Source organism: Streptomyces sp. NPDC002577, from assembly GCF_053594815.1.
The window spans coordinates 240426-261130 of the sequence record NZ_JBSFWK010000008.1 but is presented as its reverse complement, the minus strand read 5'-3'; the positions used below and the strand labels follow the sequence as shown (position 1 = coordinate 261130).

The window sequence follows — 20705 nt, the reverse complement described above, 5'->3', positions numbered from 1 at the left end:
GGCGGCGGCAGCGGGTCCGCCGCCCGACCGGGACTCAGTAGGACGGGTTGAGCGGGTAGACGCGGTTCACGCCGAACCACTTCTTGTAGAGGGCGTCGGCCTGCCCGGAGGTGTTGAACTCCCGCAGCCACGTGTTGACCCACTGCAGCCAGGTGGCATCGCCCAGCGGGACACCGATGCCGTTGTACTCCAGCGGCACCACCGAGTCCTTGGTGACCTTGAGCGAAGAATCCTGCTTGGCCTGGTAGTTGAGGAAGTTGGAGTCCTCGACCATGGCGTCGGCCTGGCCCTGCTTGACGGCGAGCACGGCGGCGGCCGAGGTGTCGTACTCCTGGATCTTCGCCTTGGAGTTGCCGGCCTTGACCGCATCCCCGTTGGTGGAGCCCTTGGTCACCGCAACCGTCTTGCCCGCAAGGTCCTTCAGGGAGGAGATACCGCTGGACTTCTTCACCAGCATCACCTCACCCGCGACGATGTAGGGGTCACTGAAGGCGACCTGCTTGGCCCGCTCGGCCGTGGTCGTGAAGTTGCAGACCACCGCGTCGACCTTCTTGGTCTGCAGGTTGGGGATGCGGTTGGCGGACGTGGTGTCGACGATCTTGACCTTGACGCCGAGGGCCGTGGCCATGGCGGTGGCGACGTCGACGTCGAAGCCCTGCGGCTTGTTGTCCTTGTCCATGGAGCCGAACGGGGGGAACGTCAGACAGCTGGCGACGTTGAGGGTGCCGCGCTTGATGACGTCCTGAAGCGTGGAGGACTGCTGGCCGGCAGCCGAGGTGCCGCTGCCGGCGCTGCAGGCGGCCAGCGATGCGACGGCCGTCACACCGATACACATCGTCATCACAGGGCGGGTACCGTGACGAAATCTCATCACATACGTTCCCTTCCGGGAGGTTTTGAGGGGTGAGCCGAGGCGGCCGGAGAGGGGGCGATCAGCATCGATCGCCAGCTGCGTTTTGCAATGCAGAACCGTGTTTCACATTGCATTGCGTTGCGTTGCGGAGAAGCTAGCCCGGCACCCCACGGCCGTCAACGGCCGATTTCAACATGTGACATTCCGTTTTGCTATGCAGTTCGGTAGGGTGATGTCGGGTCCCAGACGGCTGGTCCCAGGCGGCGGGCCTTGACGGGCTGAACGCCCCGGCATCTCACCCCCAGGAGGAACCGGCGTGGCTTCGCCCGACAGCGCGCACCAGACCCCCGACACGCCCGGGCCCGGGCCCCGCCGCAACGCATCCTCATCCCTGCGGCGCGCACTCAGCATCCTGATGTACCTGGCAGACGACGACAGCCATCCGCACGGAACCTCACTCACCGACCTCTCAGCCGGCCTCCAGATGAGCAAGAGCACCGTGCTGCGCCTCCTCGGCCCCCTGCGCGAGGAGCGACTGGTAGACCAAGACCCGGAAAACGGCCACTACCGGCTCGGACCGCAAAACGCCCTGCTCGGCCAGCTCTACCTGGAACGTCTCGACATCCGGCGCACCGCATCACCCCTGCTGCACCAGCTCGCCCAGGACGTACGCGAAGCCGTCCACCTGGTCAGCTTCGACCCCCCCGACATCGTCTACATCGACAAGGTCGAAAGCCCCCAGGCCGTACGCATGCACTCCCGCATCGGCGCACGCCAGCCCGCCTACTGCACCGCCACCGGCAAAGCCTTCCTCGCCCACACCACCAGCGAGATCCTCGAGACGGTGATAACAGCCGGCATGCCCGCACGCACACCCTCCACCATCACCACCCCGCAGCAACTCCACACCGAACTCGCCCTCATCCGCGAACGCGGCTACGCCATCGACGACGTCGAAAACGAACACGACATCCGCTGCGTAGCGGCACCCGCCTTCAACCACAACGGGACCGTCATAGCCGCCATCAGCATCTCCGGCCCCGCCTCCCGCATCACCCACGACCGACTCCCGGACATCGCGCAACGCGTCACCGAAACAGCGGAAACCCTCACCCACCACCTCGGCGGAACCGCACCGGCACCCCGATAAATCCCATCGCGAACGTCACGCGACTGTGGATCCAGGCGCCCCTCGAGCCCGGGGAGGACCGACTTCACGACTCGTCAAGAGAGCCACTTCGCTCCTGTGGCGTACCTCACAAACCCGTCGTGTCACAAAACCCGATCCTTCGTCGTCTCGTGTTCGACCAGCTACTCCCATGGGAGGCCGAGATGAAGGTTGTAGTGGTAGGCGCCGGGTACGCGGGTACGTTCGCGGCGAACCGGGTGGCCAAGAAGGTGAAGGGCGCCGAGGTCACGGTGGTCAACGTGCGACCCGAGTTCGTGGAGCGCGTACGGCTGCACCAGCAGATCGCCGGGACTGCCGCGGTCGCGACACCCCTCACATCGATGCTGCGTGACGGGATCACGCCGCGGATCGGCACCGTAGAGAAGATCGGCGACGGCACCATCACCCTCGACGACGGCGAGAGCATCGACTTCGACTACCTCTTCCTCGCTGTGGGCAGCACGGTTCGGCCCCTGGCGGGCACGGTCCCGGTCGGCACCTGGGAGGGGGCCGAACAGGCCCGGGCCGCACTCGCCGCGCTCCCCGCGGGGCGCACCGTAACGGTGGTCGGGGGCGGTCCGACGGGCATCGAGACGGCGACCGAGGTGGCGGAGGCCAGGCCCGATGTCCAGGTGCGGCTCGTCGGATCGTCGGTCGCCGAGAACTTCTCCGGTGGGGCACGGCAGCGGGTTCTCGCCGCACTGGACCGGCTCGCGGTCGAGGTCATCGACGACAGTGTCGAGGAAGTGGCCGCAGGGGCAGGGCAGTTCGACGGCGTGGTACGCCTGCGGTCGGGAGAGGACGTCGCCTCCGACCTGACCCTGTGGGCGATCGTGACGGGCGTCCCCGAACTCGCGGCTCGCAGCAGCCTCGAGGTCGATGCGGAGGGTCGTATCGTCGTGGACGAGTTCCTGCGCAGCGTCACCGACGAGCGGATCTTCGCCGTGGGCGACTGCGCGGCAGTGCCGGGAGCCCGTTTCGGCTGCCAGACCGCCGGAGCGCAGGCCGGCGCCGCGGCCGACGCCCTGGCCGGCCTGATCCAGGGCCGCAAGCCCGAGCCCTACTCCCTGCGCTACGTGGCACGGTGCGTCAGCCTCGGACGCAAGGACGCAGTAGCCCAGTTCACCCACCGCGACGACGCCCTCCGGGACAGCTACGTCAAAGGGCGCACCGCGGTGGTGGCCAAGGGGATCACCGTCAGCGGCGCGAAATACGGTTCCCGCAAGGCCATCGGTGTCTGAATGCGCCGCGGTCATGCCCACGTGGAACCCCCTGGCAGGTCCCATCCGTTGCTGACTCGGGTGGCCAGTGCGGTGAGCGGGAAGGTTCACCGGGTTTCTGATTGGACCGCGCTGGGGCGGGCGGGCCGCCTTCCATCCCCGGTTTCATAGTGGCCTCACTCCCCGGGCCTGAAGGGAAGACGTCGTGGTCTCGGTGCCATCCGGTCTCCAGGCCTTCGGTCGCTGGCAGCTCGAAGGCGAGCAAGGACACGCCTGGATCCGCGCCCTGCCGGACACGGTGGACGCGCTGCTCGCTCGCTGGCACCTGACGCCCGACGGCGAGGCCATGCACGGTTACAACGGCATGGTCCTCCCCGTCCTCCGCGGGCAGGAGCGATGCGTCCTCAAGGTGTCCTGGCCACTGGAGACCGCTGTCTGCCACGAGGCGCTGGCCCTGGAAACCTGGAGCGGCCGCGGCGCCGTCCGCCTGCTCGAGACCTCCCCCGCCGAAGGCGCCCTGCTCCTGGAACGCGCCCACAGCCACCGGCCCCTGCGCGCCCTCGACCTCGAAGCAGCGGTACGCGCTGCAGGCACACTGCTGCGCCGGCTTGCCATTCCCGCCCCGGCAGGGCCCCGCCGCCTCTCCGAGATCGCTGCCGAGACCCGCGACGGCCTGGAAAGCCGGTGGGAGCGGCTCGGCCGTCCCTTTCCCAGGATGCTGGTGGACCGGGCCCGGGACCTGGCCGATGAGCTCAGCCGTCGGACGGGGTCCCTCATGGTGAACCACGATCTCCACTACGACAACGTCCTGGCCGCGGACCGGGAACCGTGGCTGGCCGTCGACCCGAAGGTCTTCACCGGGGACCCGGAGTACCAGGTGGCCCAGCTGCTGTGGACGCGTCTCGACGAGATGGCCGGAAGGACCGAACTCCTCCACCACTTCCACACCCTGGTCGACACCGCCGAGCTGGACGCGGACCTTGCCCGCGCCTGGACCGTCGTGCGGTGCGCCGACTACTGGCTGTGGGGACTGGATGCAGGCTTCACCGACGATCCGCTGCGATGCGAAGCCGTCGTCGACGTCTTCGCTTCCGAGTACTGACGGCATCGGCATCTCGCTGCGTTTCCCGTCACAGCACGAGAGGAGTGCTGTGAGCGCAAAGCGTTGGCCGGGTTCTGGGCGGCAAGGCAGGCTTGCCGACATACACTCCGGTCGTCGTGTGCCTCTACTGTGGCACGGTGACGACTCAGGTGATCATGCTGAATGGCGGTTCCAGTTCAGGCAAGTCCGGGATTGTCCGGTGTCTACAGGCGGTCCTGCCGGATCCGTGGCTTGCCTTCGGGGTCGACTCGTTGATCGAAGCCATGCCCGTGTCCATGCAGACATCGGATGCGGGGATCGAGTTCGCCGCAGACGGCGGGGTGAGCGTCGGGCCGGCGTTCCGGGCGCTTCAAGCAGCGTGGAGAGAGGGCGTCGCCGCAATGGTCCGTGCGGGCGCCCGGGTCATCATCGATGATGTCTTCCTCGGTGGGGCGGCGTCCCAGCAGGAGTGGCAGAAGGTTCTTGACGGGCTCGAGGTGCTCTGGGTGGGTGTCCGATGCGAGCGCGCGGTCGCCGCAGGCCGCGAGATCGCCCGCGGGGATCGGATCGGGGGAATGGCCGTGTCGCAGGCGGAGGTGGTCCACCAGGGCATGCTCTATGACTTGGAGGTGGACACCACGCATACCGAGGCCCTGGAGTGCGCGCGGACTATCGCCGCTCGGATCGAGTGATCGACGGCTTCGTGGCAGGCGAGCAGGCAGCGTCATGCCTCGCGGACGATCCGGATGACACGGCCATGGACTTTCCGCAGGGAGGCGACAAGTCTCCGCAGTGATCAGCGGGTGACGAGCTGGCTTGGCGGGGCGGGTGGTGACCGTATGGATGACCAAGTCCCCGTCGTCAGGCTTGAGCAGGCGGGGACGGCCTCCCGCCCACCAAGTCCAGGCCGGACAGGCCGACCTCGTGGGGAGCCGCGGCCGCATACACGCACGACCGGCGTGCAGCCCCGGCGGCCCAAACCGTCCGCGGCTTCCCGTATGAGCTCACTGAGCGGGGAAGGTGAGCCGCAGAACGATCTCGCCGTCGTCGATCTCCCCGGTGGGCTCGAACCCGAACTTCTGGTAGAAGGGCCACGGTTCGCCGTCGCCGGGCTCGTAGCTGGTCAGCAGCTCGGTGGCACCGTCCGCGCGAACCAGGGCGGCGATCTGCGTGAGTGCCTCTTGGCCGATCCCTCGCCTCTGGTGCCGCTTGTCGACGAGGAGGCGCCAGATGAAGTGCCGGCCTTGGTAAGGACCAGCCGGCGGTTTCCACGACAGCATCACGAAGCCGACTGGTTCGTCGCCGCGGTACACGGCGCGGTACCAGGGATTGGCCTCCGGTTTCCCTGCCGCCTCCTTGAGCGACTTGGACACGGAGGCGACGAACTGCTTCTGGTCACGTCGGACGCGGAGGGCCCGAACGGCATCCCGGTTGTCGTCGGTGATCTCCCGTAGGTGCACGCCTGGGGACCTCATGCCGCACCCCTTCCCGCATCCGGCAGCTGCGCCATCCGGGCCGACGTGAAGAGCCGCCAGCGGGCGGCATGTCCTCGTACGCATGCGTTATCAAGGACGCCGGCTTGGACATCTTCGCAGCGTATGCGACACAGGCGATCTGGAGCGGGACTGGCACGCCGGGCTGTGATCGGGCTCTGGCTACGGCAGACCCAGTGCCTGCGAGAACCGGGCCATGCCATCCTCCATGCAGTCCTCGTCCACACCCCCGTATCCGAAGGCGAAGCCCACCGGGGCGGGGCGCTCATAGCGGAACTCCGACAGCGAGTGCAGCATCACTCCCGCCGCCCGCGCGCGGCGGACCACGGCTCTGGCCCCGTGCTCCTTGTCTGCCGGGGCATAGGCGCTCAGGTGCAGTCCGGCTGCCGAAGACACCGGGTGCAGCCGGTCGGGGAAGCTGCGGGCGAGCAGGGCGGCCAGCCTGGCATGGCGCCTGCCGTAGACGGCCCGCATGCGGCGCACATGCCGGGCGAACAGCCCCTCGTCGATGAAGCGGGCGAGCGCCGCCTGAAACGGCAGTGTGCCAGTCGGTGACGAACCTGGCCGCCCGCAGGGCCTGATGCAGCGGAGCGGGGGCGATGAGGAAGCCCAGCCGCAGCAGCGGCATCAGCGTTTTGGAGAACGATCCCACGTACAGCACACGCCCACCGCGATCCAGACTCTGCACCGGCTCGATCGGCCGCGCACCGTAGCGGTACTCGCTGTCGTAGGCGTCCTCCACCACCGCGGCACCCTGCTGCTGCGCCCATTCCAGCAGGGCCAGACGGCGTGGCAGGGACATCGGCATGCCCAGCGGAAACTGATGGGAAGGGGTGACGTAGACCAGCTTGGTGTCGGCGGGCAGTTCGTCCACCCGTAACCCATCCTCGTCGACGGGCACTCCGGTGACGCGGGCGCCCAGCGACTGGAAGAGCATCCGGGGCGGGGGCGCGCAGCCCCGGGTGGCCCATCGGTTCACCGTACATGGCGCTGGGTATCGCGTTGGGGTGCAGCTCCCGGGTGATCTCCGGGAGCGCCCGGGGGAAGAACAAGGTCGAGCTGAGCCTCACTCCGATGTACGCCTCCTGAGCCAACCCGATAGAGGCCCACTTCGGCCGGCCGCGGCATGCGGAACGTCGGCGCCTGCCCGATTCGTCGTTGTACCGGGCTGGTGAGGTATCGGCTCAAGCTCGATCTCGGGTGCCGGGTGGTGAGGCTGGGCGGATCACCACTGGTGGTGGATCTGCGGACGGATCAGTTCTTCGTAGACGTCTTGCACAGCCTTGTGTGTGTCCTGATCCAGCGGGGCCAGCGCGGCCGCGGCGGCGTTCGCGTGCGCCTGCTCGGCGTTGCGCGCGCCCGGGATGACGACGCTGACCGCCTCCTGGTCGATGATCCAGCGCAGCGCGAACTGAGCGAGCGTCACGCCCTCGGGCAGCAGCGGACGCAGCCGCTCCACCGCCTCGAGCCCGGTCGCGTAGTCCACGCCCGAGAAGGTCTCGCCGACGTCGAAGGCCTCGCCGCGCCGGTTGTAGTTGCGGTGGTCGTCCGCGCCGAAGACGGTCGCGGCCGTGTATCGCCCCGAGAGCAGCCCGCTGGCCAACGGCACGCGCGCGATGATGCCGACTCCTGCCTCTGCCGCGGCCGGCAGAACCTGCTCCAGTGGCTTGAGGCGGAAGGCGTTCAGGACGATCTGGATCGTGGCAAGGTTCGGGCGGCGGAGGGCGGCCAGCGCCTGCTCGCAGGTGCGGACGCTGACTCCGTACGCGGCTATGGTCCCGTCCTCGACCAGCGCGTCCAAGGCGTCGAACACCTCGTCGCTCGCGTACACCGGGTCCGGCGGGCAGTGCAGTTGCACCAGGTCGAGCCGCTCGACGCCGAGATTGCGCCGCGAACGGTCGGTCCACGCAAGGAAGTTGGCGGCGTTGTAGTTCTCCGGCACTTGGGCCGACCGCCGGCCCATCTTCGTCGCCACCGTCGGTGCCCTCGTGCCCGTCTGCGCGTGCGCCCGCAGGAGTTCGCCGATGATCTGCTCGCTTCGCCCGTCCCCGTACTCGTCGGCGGTGTCGATGAAGTCCACGCCCAACTCGAGCGCCGCGTGCAGTGTGCCGAGGGCGTCTGCCTCGTCCGCCTGCCCCCAGTCCGCGCCGCCGAGCTGCCAGGCCCCGAGCCCGATCACCCCGACGTGCCTGCCCGTGCGCCCCAGGATCCTGTTCTCCATGATCTTGACTCTAGAGGGAAGGAGGGTCTGTGTCCGGTGTTTCTGGGGCCGGGCCGTGCGCCCGTGCTGGCGTGGGTCGCCGGTAGTGCCAGGCGCTGAATCAGCCCCCGATGACGTGCGGCTCATCGGCACTCCTCCCGGGCAGCGCGGCTTGCGGCGGGTGGGTGTCCTCAAGCGCTCACGTGCGTGCTCCGCTTCGGCTGATCCTGGTCATGCGTCGAGACTCTGCCGACCAAGACTCGACAGCGCAATGGCGAGCTGCTCCATCAAGTGCTCGTGCGCTGCGGCGGGGTTGGCCTGGAGTGCGAGGAAGGCGCCGTCGAAGCCCGCGAGTGCGAAGTCGACGGTGTCGTCGGCCACCTGCCCGGCCCGGTCGGGGGCGATGGTGGTGAAGGCATGGGTGATCAGAGCATGGAGGTTGGAGCGTCCGTGTGCTCGTACTCGTTCGATGATCTCGATCGTCTCCGGGGCGTCGCTGCTCAGGAGTAGCAGCACGAACAACCGCAGGAACTCCGGGTGGTCGACGAATGCGGCACTGGCGGCGCGGAGGGCACGGCGCAAGTACACCTCGGGTGTGTCGCCCGGGTCTGGTTCAGGTGTGGTGACACTCGCGAAGAAGCGGTCGGCCCCGCGCTCCATGACAGCGGCGAGGATGCCCAGCTTGGATTTGAAGTGCCAGTAGATGGAGCTGTTGGGCAGCCCTGACTCCCGGGCGATGTCGGCGATGCTCGTGCCGTCGAATCCGCGGATCGACATCATCCGCGAGGCGGCATCGAGGATCTCATCACGCGAGCGCTCCCCCTGGAGCAGGCGCTTGTTGCGGCGTCCCGCGGTTGTGGTCGGCATGCTCGCATCCTAACTGGAATGTTCGATCCAGACCCTTGACACCATGACAGCGGCCACTTCTAATGGGCGCCACATCATTCTGTCTGGAGCGTTCATTCCGGAAGCGAGACACATGCGTCCACACGACTACGATGCCGACGTCGCGATCATCGGTTACGGCCCTTCGGGCGTCGCCGCGGCGAACGCGCTCGGCACCCTCGGCATCACCGCGATCGCGTTCGAGCGTGAACGCGACATCTACAGCCGTGCCCGCGCCGTCACGGTCAACGACTGGACGATGCGCCTCTTCCAGCAGGTCGGCCTCGACGAGCGCGTCAAGGCCGACATGGATCCCACTCTCGCCCTGCGCTGGATCACCTACGACGGCACCGAGCTGCTGCACCTGCCGTTCCCGCCGGGGCAGCTCGGCCACGCGACGTCGTACGCGATCTACCAGCCCACCATGGAGCAGGCCCTTCGCGACGGGGCCGCGCGGTTCGGCGACAAGATCCGGGTCGAGTACGGCGTCGAGGTGACCGACGTGGCTCAGGACGCCGACGGAGTCACGGTCACCGCCCGTGACCTCGCCACCGGTGAGTCCTCCACGGTGCGAGCCCGGTACGCCCTCGCCTGCTACGGCGGCGAAGCCGCGACCCGCGAGCGCCTGGGCGTCAACCTCGTCGGCGACACCCTGAATGTGCGCTGGGTCGTCGTCGACGGCAAGGTGAAGCGCTGGTGGCCCAACCGCCACATCCTCACCTTCTGGTCCGACAAGGAGCGCCCCGTCGTCGACATCGCGCTCGGTCGCGACAACCACCGCTGGGAGATCCCGCTCAAGCCCGACGAAACCGACGCGGACTTCGCCACCCACGAGGATCTCTGGCCGCTGCTGGAGTCGCTCGGGGTCTCGCGCGACGACATCGACATCCACGGCCATGCCTTCTACAGCCACCACATCCGGTCCGCGGACTCGTGGCGCGTCGGCGAGCGCGTCTTCCTGCTCGGCGACGCCGCTCACCTGATGCCGCCGTGGGCCGGGTCGGGCATGCAGTCGGGCATCCGTGACGCGTTCAACATCGCGTGGAAGCTCGCCGGCGTGCTCGGCGGCTCCCTCCCGGCCTCGATCCTCGACTCCTACGAGGCGGAGCGCCGCCCCAACGTCGACTTCTACACCGAGGTCTCGGTACAGCTGGGCCGCATCATCAAGCAGGAACTCACCGAGGAGGAGCAGGCCGCTCTGGCCGCGCAGTCGGAGGAGCTGCCGCCGCTGCTCTGGCCGCCGTTCTATGTCGCCGGCTGGTTCACGGGTGCCGCGGCGCCCGACAGCGCGGTCGGAAAGATCATCCCGCAGCCGCGAGCCGCCACCGTCAACGGCCTCATCGGCCGGCTCGACGATCTGCTCGGCAACGGCTTCGTCGTACTCGGCGACCACGTCGACCCGACGACCGTGCTGTCAGCCGAGGAGAAAGCCGGCTGGGACGCCATCGGCGCGCGCTACCTCACCGTCCGCGCCGCCGACCAGGGCACCGAGGGTCCCGACGAGATCGTCGACATCGACGGCACCCTCATCGGCTGGCTGCGTGAGCGCGGCGCCCGCGTGGTCGTCGTACGCCCCGACCGCTTCGTGGCCGCAGCCGACCCCACCGGCCTCTCCGTTCCCGCCTGACCGCCCCCTCCGACTGAAAGATTCGACATGGCCGCAACGATCAAAGAACTCTCCTACGTCGGCATCGAGGCCGACGACCTGGACGCCTGGAGCGGCTTCGCCGGTCAGCTTCTCGGTCTGATGCCGGCCCGTCACGAGGACGACATCCGCACCTTCCGGCTCGACGACTACATCCACCGCACGATCGTCGTGCGGGGCCCGCGCAACGACCTGGCCTTCGCCGGCTTCGACTGCGGCTCGGATGCGGATCTCGACGAGGTCGTCGCGCTGCTGCGCAGTAAGGGACACGACGTCGCCGAAGGCGCCCCTGAGCTCGCGGCCGAGCGTGGAGTGGCCCGCATCTACGTCACCGCCGACCCCGAGGGCAACCGCGTCGAGCTGATCAACGGTCTGAAGAAGGCCGAAACGCCCTACGCCAACGAGGTCAACAAGTACGGCTTCCAGACCCGCCAGGGCGGCGCCGGCCACATGTTCCTGCTCTGCACGCCCGGCGGCGGCCGCGAGCGGATGCTCGAGTTCTACAGCCACCTCGGCTTCAAGCTGTCGGACTACATCAAGGACGAGGTCGCGCCCGGCGTCTTCGTCGACGCCGCCTTCACCCACTGCAACGGCCGTCACCACACGCTGGCCTTCGCCGAGATGCCGGCACCGTTCAAGCTCCACCACTTCCTGATCGAGAACAACAACATGTCGGACGTGGGTTGGGCCTACGACCGCATCGTCGAGGCACGGGTGCCGCTGCTGCACACCATGGGCATGCACCCGAACGACAAGATGTTCTCCTTCTACGCCCACTCCCCGTCGGGCATCGCGGTCGAGTACGGCTGGGGTGGCCTGATCATCGAGGACGACGACGCCTGGGAGGTCGGCGAGTACGACTCCATCAGCGCGTGGGGCCACAAGAACCCGATGGAGCTGGGCACGGCCCTCGTCGAGCTGGCCAAGCGCGGCCAGGAACTCCAGGAAGCGGCCATGAAGGCGGCGGCCGAGGAGGGCGCCAAGTGACCGCGACCGCTGCCGGCGACCGCGAGGTCCGCAGCCAGGACATCCAGGCGGGTGGACATCGACTGCGGGTCTACACCTGCGGCGACCCGTCCAAGCCCGCGATCCTCTTCGTCCACGGCTCGGGACCGGGTGTCAGCGCGCCCTCCAACTGGGCGCATCTGATGCCGTGGTTCGCCGAGGACTACTACTGCATCGCACCCGACGTGCTGGGGTTCGGCGACTCGGAGCACCCGGAACCCGCCCCGACCGGTGGCATGCCGGAGTACACCACCCTGCGTGCCCGGTCGCTCATCGCCCTGCTCGACGCCCTGGGTGTCGCCAAGGCACACTTCGTCGGCAATTCGATGGGCGGCATGATCACGCTTCGTGTCGCTCAGATCGAGCCTGCCCGCATCGACAAGATGATCCTCATGGGCAGCGGCGGGGCACCGATCCCGCCGACCGAGGACCTGATGAAGCTGATCACCTTCTACCAGGACCCGTCGCCCGAGACGATGGCCGACCTGCTCGTACGATTCGTCGACGACACCGACCTCTTCGCCGGCAAGCTGGAGGAGATCGCGCGGACACGGGTCGCGCTGGCCACCCGCGAAGACGTGCGCCGCTCGCACCTGGCGACCTTCAACCCCGAGTACGGGCCGGTCAAGTACACCGAGGACGAATTGGCAGCCATCCAGCACCAGGCGCTCGTGCTGCACGGTCGTGAAGACCGGATGCTCCCGGTGGCGGCCGGGTACTACCTGGCCGAGAACCTTCCCAACGCCCGGCTCCACGTGCTCCCGCACGCCGGTCACTGGATCCAGATCGAGCAGGCGGCCGGCTTCACCGCACAGGCGAAGCTCTTCCTCGCCGAGTAGGACCTCAGCGGTTCGAGGGCCCCGGAACGATCCGGGGCCCTCTTCGTTCCGCGAGAGCGGCGACGTGGGGACGCCACGGTCCGCGCCGCGGGCTACCCACGCATGACGGTCTACCCCGCCAGCACGCCGCACCGGGGACGGCGTTCGTCGTCCTGTGGCTGGTCTGGGTCTGGGGCGAGTCGGAGACCCGGCACGTGGCGGAGGAGGCGGGGATCTCCAAGGGGACACTCACCGGAGTCGCGCGGACCCTGGAGAAGCGCGGGCTGGTGCGGCGGGCCGGTCACCCCACCGACGGCAGGCTGGTGCTGCTCAGCCTCACCGAGGAGGGCGAAGAGCTCATGCAGCGGCTCTTCCCCGAGTTCAACCAGGAGGAGGCCTTCGTTGCCTCGCGGCTCAGTGACGAGGAGTGCCGCAGCGTCGCACAAGGGCTGCGCCAGGTCGTGCTCCAGGTCGAGGAGCACGGCGAGGAACGACGCCTCGCTCTCCTCGACGGCGCGCCTCCGGCACCGCGCCGCAGCGGACGCCGTGCACAGGCCTGAGTCCTCACTGATCCGGGGCCACCGCCGGCCGAACTGTCGGAGTGAGAACGCCTCCATCGCCGGGGTGCCCGGCGGTTCGGTGTCGAGGGTTCTGCCGATGCCGCCGCGCGCCCGGCTCAGCGGGGCCAGTCGCTGCCCTGCCACATAGGGACGCCTGCAGATCCGGATCTGCGTGGGTGAAGCCCCGCCGAACGCGGCCGACCACGCCACCTGGCCTCCGGGCCGAGCACCGGCCGAAACGCCCGGCATCCGGCCCGGAGGCTCTGGTGTCATGTCAGCGTCTGTCGCAGGCGGCTCGTACGAGGGCGTCGAAGAGGCCCTGCTGGGCGGGGTCCTCGTGGGCGGTGTCCTCCGGGTGCCACTGAACGGCGCTGAACCATCCGTGGACACGGGGGAGTTCGAGCCCCTCCACGGTGCCGTCGGCCGCGCGTGCGGTGACCTCGAGTCCCGCGCCGGCGCGGTGCACCCGCTGGTGGTGGTAGCACGACGCCTCGACCTTCTGCGCGCCGGTGGCCTGTTCCAGCAAGGTGCCGGGCTGGATCGCCACCGGGTGCACGACGTGCCGGTGCTCTCGCTCGGGGCCGCCCATGTCCTGCTCCAGGGTGCCGCCGAGGGCGACGTTGACGACCTGCAGGCCACGGCAGATCGCCAGCAGGGGCAGGCCCAAGTCGATGGTGTGCCGGGCGAGTTCGAGGTCGAAGTCGTCCTGGAGGTCGTCGACGTCGTAGACGCTGTCGTGGGTGTCGCTGGCGCCGTAGAGCGGGCCTCCATCCTGGAGATGGACGGCGTCCGCCACCGCGCGCTGCGCAGCGTGATCCAGCGCCAGTTCGGCGCAAGCGTCATCAACAGCTACAGCGACTTCCTGCGCGGCCTGACCGCGAAGACGCTGGACGCGGCCCTGGCGAAGGGAACGTTCGACTTCGTCAAGGAGGTCTCGGCGGACTTCCCCATCAACGTCCTGGCCCGCCTCCTCGACGTCCCGTCGGAGGACAACCAGCAGCTCATCGACTGGGGCAACCGCATCATCGGCAACACCGACCCCGACTACGCGGACGTGCTCCTGCACAGCGAGGAGAGCGAGAAGTACCGCGACCTGCCCTTCCGCTCCCCCGCCTCCCTCGAGGTCTTCGAGTACGGCCGCGAGCCGGCCCGGCAGCGGCGCGGCGGCGACGGCACCGACCTGATCTCCAAGCTCGTCAACACGACCCCGCGCGACGGAGTGCCCCTGTCCGCGCAGGACTTCGACAACTACTTCCTGCTCCTGGTGGTGGCGGGCAACGAGACCACCCGCCACACCATCTCCCACTCCATGCTGGCCCTCCTCCAGCACCCCGAGCAGCTGGCCCGCCTCAAGGACGACCCGTCCCTGATCCCGACGGCGGTCGAGGAGTTCCTGCGCTGGGCCTCCCCGGTCTACCACTTCCGCCGCACCGCGACCCGTGACGTCGAACTCGGCGGCAAGCGGATCCAGGAGGGCGACAAGGTCGTCATGTGGTACGCCTCCGGCAACCGCGACGAGGAAGTCTTCGGCAACCCCTACGACTTCGACGTGGCCCGGCAGAGCAACGACCACGTCACCTTCGGCAAGGGCAGCCTCCACCCGTGCCTGGGCAACCTGCTCGCCCGCACCGAGATCCGCATCATGTTCGAGGAGCTGATCCCGCGCATCGCCGACATCAGGCTGGCCGGCGACGTCCCGCGCGTCCGCTCCAACTTCGTCAACGGCATCAAGAAGCTGCCGGTCGAGGTCACCCTCGCCTGACGCTCAGCCGACCACGGCCGTCTGCCGGCCGTACTTGTTCTCCCCGCGTGTGCCCTCGGCCGGACATCCCGGCCGAGGGCACGCGTGTCTCCGCCCACAGCAGACAGGACACACGCGATTCGACATGGCCGCCCGCCGCCCGCGACCGACGTCGTAGCCTGCCTGAACTACACCGGTTCAGCCGACAGCTGGGAGTCCCCGCGTGAGCGATCAGCCCGACCAGCAGAGCAGCCAACCGTTCCTCTACGTCGTCGTGTGCGCGGCCGGAATTGCCGGCGACGTCGGCAAACTGATCACGGCGGCCCAGGAGACGAACTGGAACGTCGGCGTCATCGCCACCCCGCTGAGCCTGGGCTTCATCGACACGACGGCCATGGAGGCACAGACCGGCTACCCGATCCGCTCTGCCTGGCGCACGCCCGGCCAGCCACGCCCCTTGCCCCCGGCCGATGCCATCGCCGTCGCGCCCGCCACCTTCAACACGATCAACAAGTGGGCCGCCGGGATCTGCGACACCCTCGCCCTGGGCATCCTGTGCGAGGCACATGGCATGGGGATCCCCACCGCTGTTCTGCCGTACCTGAACTCGGCTCAGGCCGCCCACCCCGCATACCCCCAGAGTCTTCAACGGCTGCGCGAGATGGGCGTCCTGATCAGCTCGTATCAGCCTCACCAACCAAAGTCGGATGGTGCGGCAGACGGTTTCCGCTGGGAGGAGGCACTGGAACTGCTCACTCTGAAGCGCCTGCCCACCCGACCATGATCGAGAACGCCCTCGACTTCGCCGGCGGACTGGGACAACAAGGCCGCCGCATTCGTCTCCCACGGGACCGTCGGCGGCGTCCGCGCCGTGGAGCACCTGAGCACATCGCGAACGCGCGCCGGCTCGCTAACCCCGATCAGCGGTTGTGCTTCTCCCTGTTCTCCGGATCGGTCCCGGGCAAGGATGCCCTTGGTCAACGGTCTTGGGCGGGGCACAGGCTCCAGCCGCCCACCAGGCGGGGGCGCATGCCACGGCGGCGTCGACCAGGTTGTCCTTGGTGACGGACGGATCACTGAGCCAGGCCTTGATCGCTCCGGCGAAGCCATGGGCGAGGAACTGGGCGATCACCTGGTGGTCGGCGCCCGGGAGGACGGCATCGGCGGCAGTGGCGCGGGCCAGGAAGGTGAGGGCGTAGTCGTTGAAGTGACGGACCAGCGCGTCGTAGACGCCGCGGTCCGCCGGATCGTCGAGGGCGTGCCGGTAGACGCCCTCGAACCGCTCGACGTGGTCTGCCACCTCCGCAACGGCGAGCCGCAGCAGTTCCGGGCCCGGGTACCCCTCGTCGCGGCGCCGGTCCTCCAGCCGGTGGCCGGTCTCCAGGTCTGCGTAAAGCGCCTCGACGACTGGGTCGAGGGGGGTGTTGTAGCGGTTGTAGAAGGTCGCCCGGGTGACCCCGGCGCGCCCGGCCAGCTCGGCGACGGTGATCCGGGAAACGGGTCGCCGCGAGGCGAGCTCCACGGCGGCCCGCTGCAGGGCGGTGGTCGTCCGTGTGATGCGGGGATCGGTCCTGTCGCTCGCAGAAGTCACAGAGTTTCCCTCCCGTCCCTGCCGCCCGGTTGCGGGTCGCCCGCGACCGGTGTTCTCATGCATATGTCAAATAATTTCATGATGAGAGTAGAGATGTCCTCCTACTGTGATCTCACCCGAGGAAGCCGCCGACCGGCTGGCCGTCCACGAGTTGATCGACGCCTACGCGCACTGCGCGGACCGTAGGGGACGCCAAGGGTCAGATGGCCCTGTTCACCGAGGACATCCGCTTCCTGGTGCTACCTGGCCGCCACGGCCGCCGAGCCCACCCAGGAGCTGCACGGACACGAGGCCCTCGCGCCGGTGTCCGAGAACCCGTACGCGTACAAGGCCGAACCACTCACTTCAACGGCCAGAGCACCGTGTCCCTCGATGGGGAGGCAGTGCCGGTGACCCGGCGCCCAGCTCCAGCACGAAAGTCAGTAGTAGCCATGACTGAGCACTCCACCGTCCGCAGCGTGACCTACGACCTGCTGCGCACCCTCGAACTCACCACGGTCTTCGGCAATCCCGGCTCCACCGAACAGCCGTTCCTGCAGGATTTCCCCGAGGACTTCACCTACGTCCTGGCGCTGCAGGAGGCGTCCGTCATCGCGATGGCCGACACCTTCGCCCAGGTGACCCGCCGGCCGGCACTGGTCAACCTGCACTCCTCAGCGGGGATGGGAAACGCCATGGGCAACCTGGTGGCCGCCTACCACGGAAACACGCCCCTGATCATCACCTCGGGACAGCAGCATCGGGAACTGGTGATCGGGGAGCCGTATCTCGGCAACCGTGAGGCCACCACGCTGCCGAAGCCATGGGTGAAGTGGTCCTACGAGCCGGCCCGCGCCGAAGACGTCCCCGAAGCCTTCATGCGGGCCTACGCAGTGGCGTTGCAGCCGCCGACGGGACCGGTCTACCTGTCGGTTCCCATGGACGACTGGAAGCGGCCCCTGTCGGGTTTCGTCCGGGTGCGGACGGTGAGCGACCGCGTCGCCCCCGACACCGAGCGGCTGCGCACATTCGCCGATCGCATCTCCGCAAGCCGTCGTCCCGCACTGATCTTCGGGCCGGAGGTCGACCGCAGCGGCGGCTGGGATGCTGCCGTCGCCCTGGCGGAGAAGCTGCGCGCGGCCGTCTACGGCGCCCCGCTGCTGGACCGCGCCTCCTTCCCCGAGGACCACCCCCTCTTCGGCGGCCCGCTGGGCATGTCGGTGAAGACCATCGGCGATCGGCTGACCGGGCACGATCTGGTGGTCGTGATCGGCGCGGAGGTGTTCCGCTACTACCCCTACGTGCCCGGCGACTATCTCCCCGACGGCACCGAACTCCTGCAGATCACCGGCAATCCGGATGTTGCCGCCGCGGCGCGTGTGGGTGACAGCCTCCTGGGCGATCCCAGGACGGCGATCGAGCTGCTCCTGGACATGGTCACGCAGGGCCCGACGCGGACCGCTCCAGAACCGATGCCGCGGCCCCGCGAGCTGCCGCAGACGCCGAACAGCCCCCTCACCCCGCCCGAGGTCTATGCCGCTCTGAGCAGAGTCCGGCCGTCCGACGCGGTCATCGTCAACGAATCGACCTCCACGATGGCGCAGCAGATCGAGTGGCTCCCCACCATCCGGACCGGATCGTTCTTCGCCACGGCCAGCGGAGGCATCGGCTGGGGCACACCAGCCGCGGTGGGCGTCGCGCTCGGCGACCAGGACAGAGGCGTCGAACGGCCGGTGATCGGACTGATCGGCGACGGGTCCTTCCAGTACTCCGTGCAGGCCATCTATACGGCGGCCCAGCACAACCTCCCCATCGTCTACGTGGTCATGCACAACCACGAGTACTCCATCCTCAAGTCGTTCGCGGTGCTGGAGGAGACACCGGGCGTTCCGGGACTCGACCTGCCCGGGCTCGACATCGCCTCCGTCGCCCGCGGCTTCGGATGCCGCGCGGTCGACGTGGAGAGCACCGAGGACCTGGAGCGCGAGTTCAAGGCGGCCCTGAGCGCAGGCACCACCACCGTCATCGTGGTCCCCACGCAGCCCCAGAAAGCCCTGTTGTAGGCCGCAGCACGATCGGAGGGCACCTGGCTCAGGGTGCCCTCTCAAGGTTGCGGGCCATTGCGGCGAGCAGGGTATCGCCGCAGGCGGCGGGGGTGTCCGCAGCCCAGCAGACGTAGCCGTCGGGACGGATGAGCAGGGCGGCAGCGCCCAGATCGTCGGTGCATGTGGCGCGGACGAGGTCGACTCGTGGCGAGAGCCGGAGGTCGGCCGGGACGGTTCCGGCCAGATCGAGCAGGACGGCGTGCCCCGAGCCGAACAGCGTCGACAGCCGGGTGGGGCCTGCTTCGGTGACCAGGTCGGCGTCCGGCATGCGCTGTCCGGTGAGCGGGTGATCGCCGGGCAGTTCGTAGCGCAGCGAGAGGCCGGACATCAGTCCTGCGAGGTGGCGGTTGGTGTCGGGCAGGCGCAGCAGGTCGATGAAGATGTCCCGCAGGGCGGCCACGTCCTCGCTCGGGTTCGGGTCTGCCAGGACCCGCTGTGCCGACGTGTGATGCAGGACCTGGGCTCCGACCGGATGCCGTTCGGCGTGGTAGCTGTCCAGCAGGCCGCTCGGCGCCCGGTCCCGGACGGCCGCGGCCAGTTTCCAACCGAGGTTGATCGCGTCCTGGATGCCGAGGTTGAGCCCCTGGGCGCCCAGCGGCGGGTGGATGTGTGCGGCGTCGCCCGCGAACAGGACATGGCCCGCACGGTAGTGCTCCAGCTGCCGCGTGGCGTCACTGAACCGCGAGGAGTTGTCCACGGCGCCGAGGGTGGTCTCATCGCCGTACACGGCCTGCAGCGCGGCGGCGATCTCCTCGTGGGTGATCGTGGTGTCGCGGGTGGTGTCCGCATCGTCCGCGCGCCCGAAGGTGAACCGGTACCGGTCGCCGCCGAGAGGGACCAGCATGGCCCAATAGCCGCCCGCATGACGCATCAGGCTGCTCATATGCCCCAACTGCTGCGGCACCAGCGACGATACGGCGGACAGGCGGATGTCGGCCAACACCGCCTGATGCGTCCCGGGCCTACCGGGGAACGGCAGCCCGAGCAGTTTGCGCACCGTACTGTGGCCGCCGTCGCACGCCGCCAGGTAGCGAGCCCGCACCTGCAGACCGTCCGCCCTCACCACCACACCGTCGTCGTCCGACTCGACTTCGCAGACGGCAGTGCCGTGCAGAACGCGCGCGCCGGCGGCGATCGCCCGCTCTTCCAGTACTTCCTCGATCTCCCACTGAGGGATCGCGATCGGGAAAGGGTGCCTGGTCTGCCAGGGTGTGCAGTCCAAGGGCACGGGCAGGGCGGCGAAGTGCCCGCCGACCGGTTCACGTGACGTGGCCCGCTGCAGCAACGGCTCGAGCAGCCCGCGCATCTCCAGCAGCTCGGCGGTACGGGGCTGAACCCCGCCGCCCTTCACCTGCTCGACGCGCCGGGGCAGCTTCTCCAGCACCAGGGTCTCGACCCCGGCCAGAGTCAGTTCATAGGCCAGCATCAGTCCGGCCGGGCCGGCGCCCGCGATGACGACCTCGGTCTCGATCTCTGCCAACACCTTCGCCTTCACTCCATCTCATCTCTCGCCTTGGGGTAAATGTATACCAGGTGCAGAAATCTCCTCGGGGCAACGATCTGCTACCGTGGGCGTCGTGGAGGGCAAGCCAGGGCTGCGGGAACGAAAGAAGCAGCGGACCCATGCGGCGATCTCCGATGCGGCGATCACGCTGTTCCTCGAACACGGCTTCAACCAGGTCTCGGTGGCTCAGGTGGCCGAGGCGGCCGAGGTGTCCAAACGCACGCTCTTCGCCTACTTCCCGACCAAGGAAGACCTCGTGGTGCATCGCCTCGCCGACCACGAGACCGAAGCCGCACGCGTCGTGCGGGCCCGCCCGCCCCGCACCGCCCCGCTGACCGCGCTGCGCGAGCACTTCCTCAAGGGGTTGCGCGAGCGGGACCCGATCACCGGGCTCAACGACCACCCCCAGGTGCGGAAGGTCCACCGCATGATCCTCGACGCGCCCTCGCTGGTGGCCCGGATGGACCGGTTCAAGACCGGCGCCGAACGCGCACTCGCCCAGGCGCTGCAGGAAACAGCGGACATTCCGGAACTCACCGCGCGGCTTGCTGCCGTCCAGATCGTCGGGGTCCAATGGGCGTTGGCCCAGGACAACGCCGATCGCCTGGCGTACGGGGAGTCGGCCGACGAGCGCTATGCGGGTGCGGTGGCCGACGCGGAACACGCGTTCGCGCTGTTGGAGAACGGATTGCGGAAACTGCCTTCGCGGCAGTGACACGTGGCATCCGGAGATCGTGCTCTTCCCTATGGCGGCGGGCGCCAGAGGGCGGCGGAGACGGACGCCTGCTCGGCAAGGGCTGACGACCGGCGAAGCATGCGTGGCCTCCGGCAGCGATACCGGAGGCCACGCATGTCAG

17 protein-coding genes and 3 pseudogenes are annotated in these 20705 nt (G+C 68.7%); 12 read left to right on the top strand and 8 right to left on the bottom strand.

What is annotated here, in order from left to right; all coding sequences use genetic code 11:
- Positions 1 to 34: 34 nt before the first annotated feature.
- The gene (locus ACWD4J_RS14820) at positions 35 to 841 is read right to left on the bottom strand and encodes an ABC transporter substrate-binding protein (protein WP_451395742.1); all 807 of its coding nucleotides are present in this window, start codon (positions 839 to 841) and stop codon (positions 35 to 37) included.
- A gap of 328 nt (positions 842 to 1169) precedes the next feature.
- Between ACWD4J_RS14820 and ACWD4J_RS14815 the strand changes: the two genes are divergently transcribed.
- From ACWD4J_RS14815 to cpt, 4 genes are all read left to right on the top strand, one after another.
- Positions 1170 to 2003 (top strand): IclR family transcriptional regulator, encoded by an 834-nt coding sequence (locus ACWD4J_RS14815; protein WP_451395741.1) that lies wholly within the window; start codon positions 1170 to 1172, stop codon positions 2001 to 2003.
- A gap of 182 nt (positions 2004 to 2185) precedes the next feature.
- Positions 2186 to 3262, top strand: coding sequence for an NAD(P)/FAD-dependent oxidoreductase (locus ACWD4J_RS14810; RefSeq protein ID WP_451395740.1), 1077 nt, complete (start codon positions 2186 to 2188; stop codon positions 3260 to 3262).
- Between the two features lie 184 nt (positions 3263 to 3446).
- A complete protein-coding gene (locus ACWD4J_RS14805) occupies positions 3447 to 4343 on the top strand; it encodes an aminoglycoside phosphotransferase family protein (RefSeq protein WP_451395739.1) in 897 nt (298 codons plus the stop codon).
- A 137-nt stretch (positions 4344 to 4480) separates the two neighbouring features.
- Positions 4481 to 5014: a chloramphenicol phosphotransferase CPT gene (gene cpt / locus ACWD4J_RS14800; protein WP_451395738.1), complete on the top strand. Its 534-nt coding sequence runs from the start codon at positions 4481 to 4483 to the stop codon at positions 5012 to 5014.
- A 312-nt stretch (positions 5015 to 5326) separates the two neighbouring features.
- Here cpt and ACWD4J_RS14795 read toward each other — a convergent pair whose 3' ends face one another.
- From ACWD4J_RS14795 to ACWD4J_RS14780, 4 genes are all read right to left on the bottom strand, one after another.
- A complete protein-coding gene (locus tag ACWD4J_RS14795) occupies positions 5327 to 5797 on the bottom strand; it encodes a GNAT family N-acetyltransferase (protein ID WP_451395737.1) in 471 nt (156 codons plus the stop codon).
- Between the two features lie 180 nt (positions 5798 to 5977).
- Entirely contained in the window at positions 5978 to 6289 is a 312-nt protein-coding gene (locus tag ACWD4J_RS14790) for a hypothetical protein (protein WP_451395736.1), read from the bottom strand.
- A 751-nt stretch (positions 6290 to 7040) separates the two neighbouring features.
- Positions 7041 to 8036: an aldo/keto reductase gene (locus tag ACWD4J_RS14785; protein ID WP_451395735.1), complete on the bottom strand. Its 996-nt coding sequence runs from the start codon at positions 8034 to 8036 to the stop codon at positions 7041 to 7043.
- A 210-nt stretch (positions 8037 to 8246) separates the two neighbouring features.
- The gene (locus ACWD4J_RS14780; protein ID WP_451395734.1) at positions 8247 to 8882 is read right to left on the bottom strand and encodes a TetR/AcrR family transcriptional regulator; all 636 of its coding nucleotides are present in this window, start codon (positions 8880 to 8882) and stop codon (positions 8247 to 8249) included.
- Between the two features lie 112 nt (positions 8883 to 8994).
- Between ACWD4J_RS14780 and ACWD4J_RS14775 the strand changes: the two genes are divergently transcribed.
- The 4 genes and pseudogenes from ACWD4J_RS14775 to ACWD4J_RS14760 form a co-directional block, all read left to right on the top strand.
- The gene (locus ACWD4J_RS14775) at positions 8995 to 10527 is read left to right on the top strand and encodes an FAD-dependent monooxygenase (protein ID WP_451395733.1); all 1533 of its coding nucleotides are present in this window, start codon (positions 8995 to 8997) and stop codon (positions 10525 to 10527) included.
- Between the two features lie 27 nt (positions 10528 to 10554).
- The gene (locus tag ACWD4J_RS14770; protein WP_451395732.1) at positions 10555 to 11532 is read left to right on the top strand and encodes a VOC family protein; all 978 of its coding nucleotides are present in this window, start codon (positions 10555 to 10557) and stop codon (positions 11530 to 11532) included.
- Entirely contained in the window at positions 11529 to 12389 is an 861-nt protein-coding gene (locus ACWD4J_RS14765) for an alpha/beta fold hydrolase (protein ID WP_451395731.1), read from the top strand. Before ACWD4J_RS14770 ends, ACWD4J_RS14765 begins: the two co-directional genes overlap by 4 nt.
- Before the next feature lie 137 nt (positions 12390 to 12526).
- A pseudogene (locus ACWD4J_RS14760) lies at positions 12527 to 12928 on the top strand (MarR family transcriptional regulator); the annotation flags it as partial.
- Positions 12929 to 13202: 274 nt separating this feature from the next.
- On the opposite strand, the pseudogene ACWD4J_RS14755 reads toward ACWD4J_RS14760, so the two are convergent.
- Positions 13203 to 13739, bottom strand: a pseudogene (locus ACWD4J_RS14755) (gamma-glutamyl-gamma-aminobutyrate hydrolase family protein); the annotation flags it as partial.
- On the opposite strand from ACWD4J_RS14755, the pseudogene ACWD4J_RS14750 reads away from it, so the two are divergent.
- Positions 13686 to 14690: pseudogene (locus ACWD4J_RS14750) on the top strand (cytochrome P450); the annotation flags it as partial. The pseudogenes ACWD4J_RS14755 and ACWD4J_RS14750 sit on opposite strands and share 54 nt — an antisense overlap.
- Positions 14691 to 14892: 202 nt before the next feature.
- On the top strand, positions 14893 to 15453 hold the full coding sequence (locus tag ACWD4J_RS14745) for a flavoprotein (protein ID WP_451395730.1): 561 nt from the start codon (positions 14893 to 14895) through the stop codon (positions 15451 to 15453).
- Positions 15454 to 15579: 126 nt separating this feature from the next.
- Here ACWD4J_RS14745 and ACWD4J_RS14740 read toward each other — a convergent pair whose 3' ends face one another.
- A complete protein-coding gene (locus tag ACWD4J_RS14740) occupies positions 15580 to 16260 on the bottom strand; it encodes a TetR/AcrR family transcriptional regulator (RefSeq protein ID WP_451395729.1) in 681 nt (226 codons plus the stop codon).
- Between the two features lie 431 nt (positions 16261 to 16691).
- On the opposite strand from ACWD4J_RS14740, the gene mdlC reads away from it, so the two are divergent.
- A complete protein-coding gene (gene mdlC / locus ACWD4J_RS14735) occupies positions 16692 to 18302 on the top strand; it encodes a benzoylformate decarboxylase (protein ID WP_451395728.1) in 1611 nt (536 codons plus the stop codon).
- A gap of 28 nt (positions 18303 to 18330) precedes the next feature.
- Here the strand turns inward: mdlC and ACWD4J_RS14730 are convergent, their stop codons facing one another.
- Positions 18331 to 19815, bottom strand: coding sequence for an FAD-dependent monooxygenase (locus tag ACWD4J_RS14730; protein WP_451395765.1), 1485 nt, complete (start codon positions 19813 to 19815; stop codon positions 18331 to 18333).
- 106 nt (positions 19816 to 19921) lie between these two features.
- On the opposite strand from ACWD4J_RS14730, the gene ACWD4J_RS14725 reads away from it, so the two are divergent.
- Positions 19922 to 20563, top strand: coding sequence for a TetR/AcrR family transcriptional regulator (locus tag ACWD4J_RS14725; protein WP_451395727.1), 642 nt, complete (start codon positions 19922 to 19924; stop codon positions 20561 to 20563).
- Positions 20564 to 20705 lie beyond the last annotated feature (142 nt).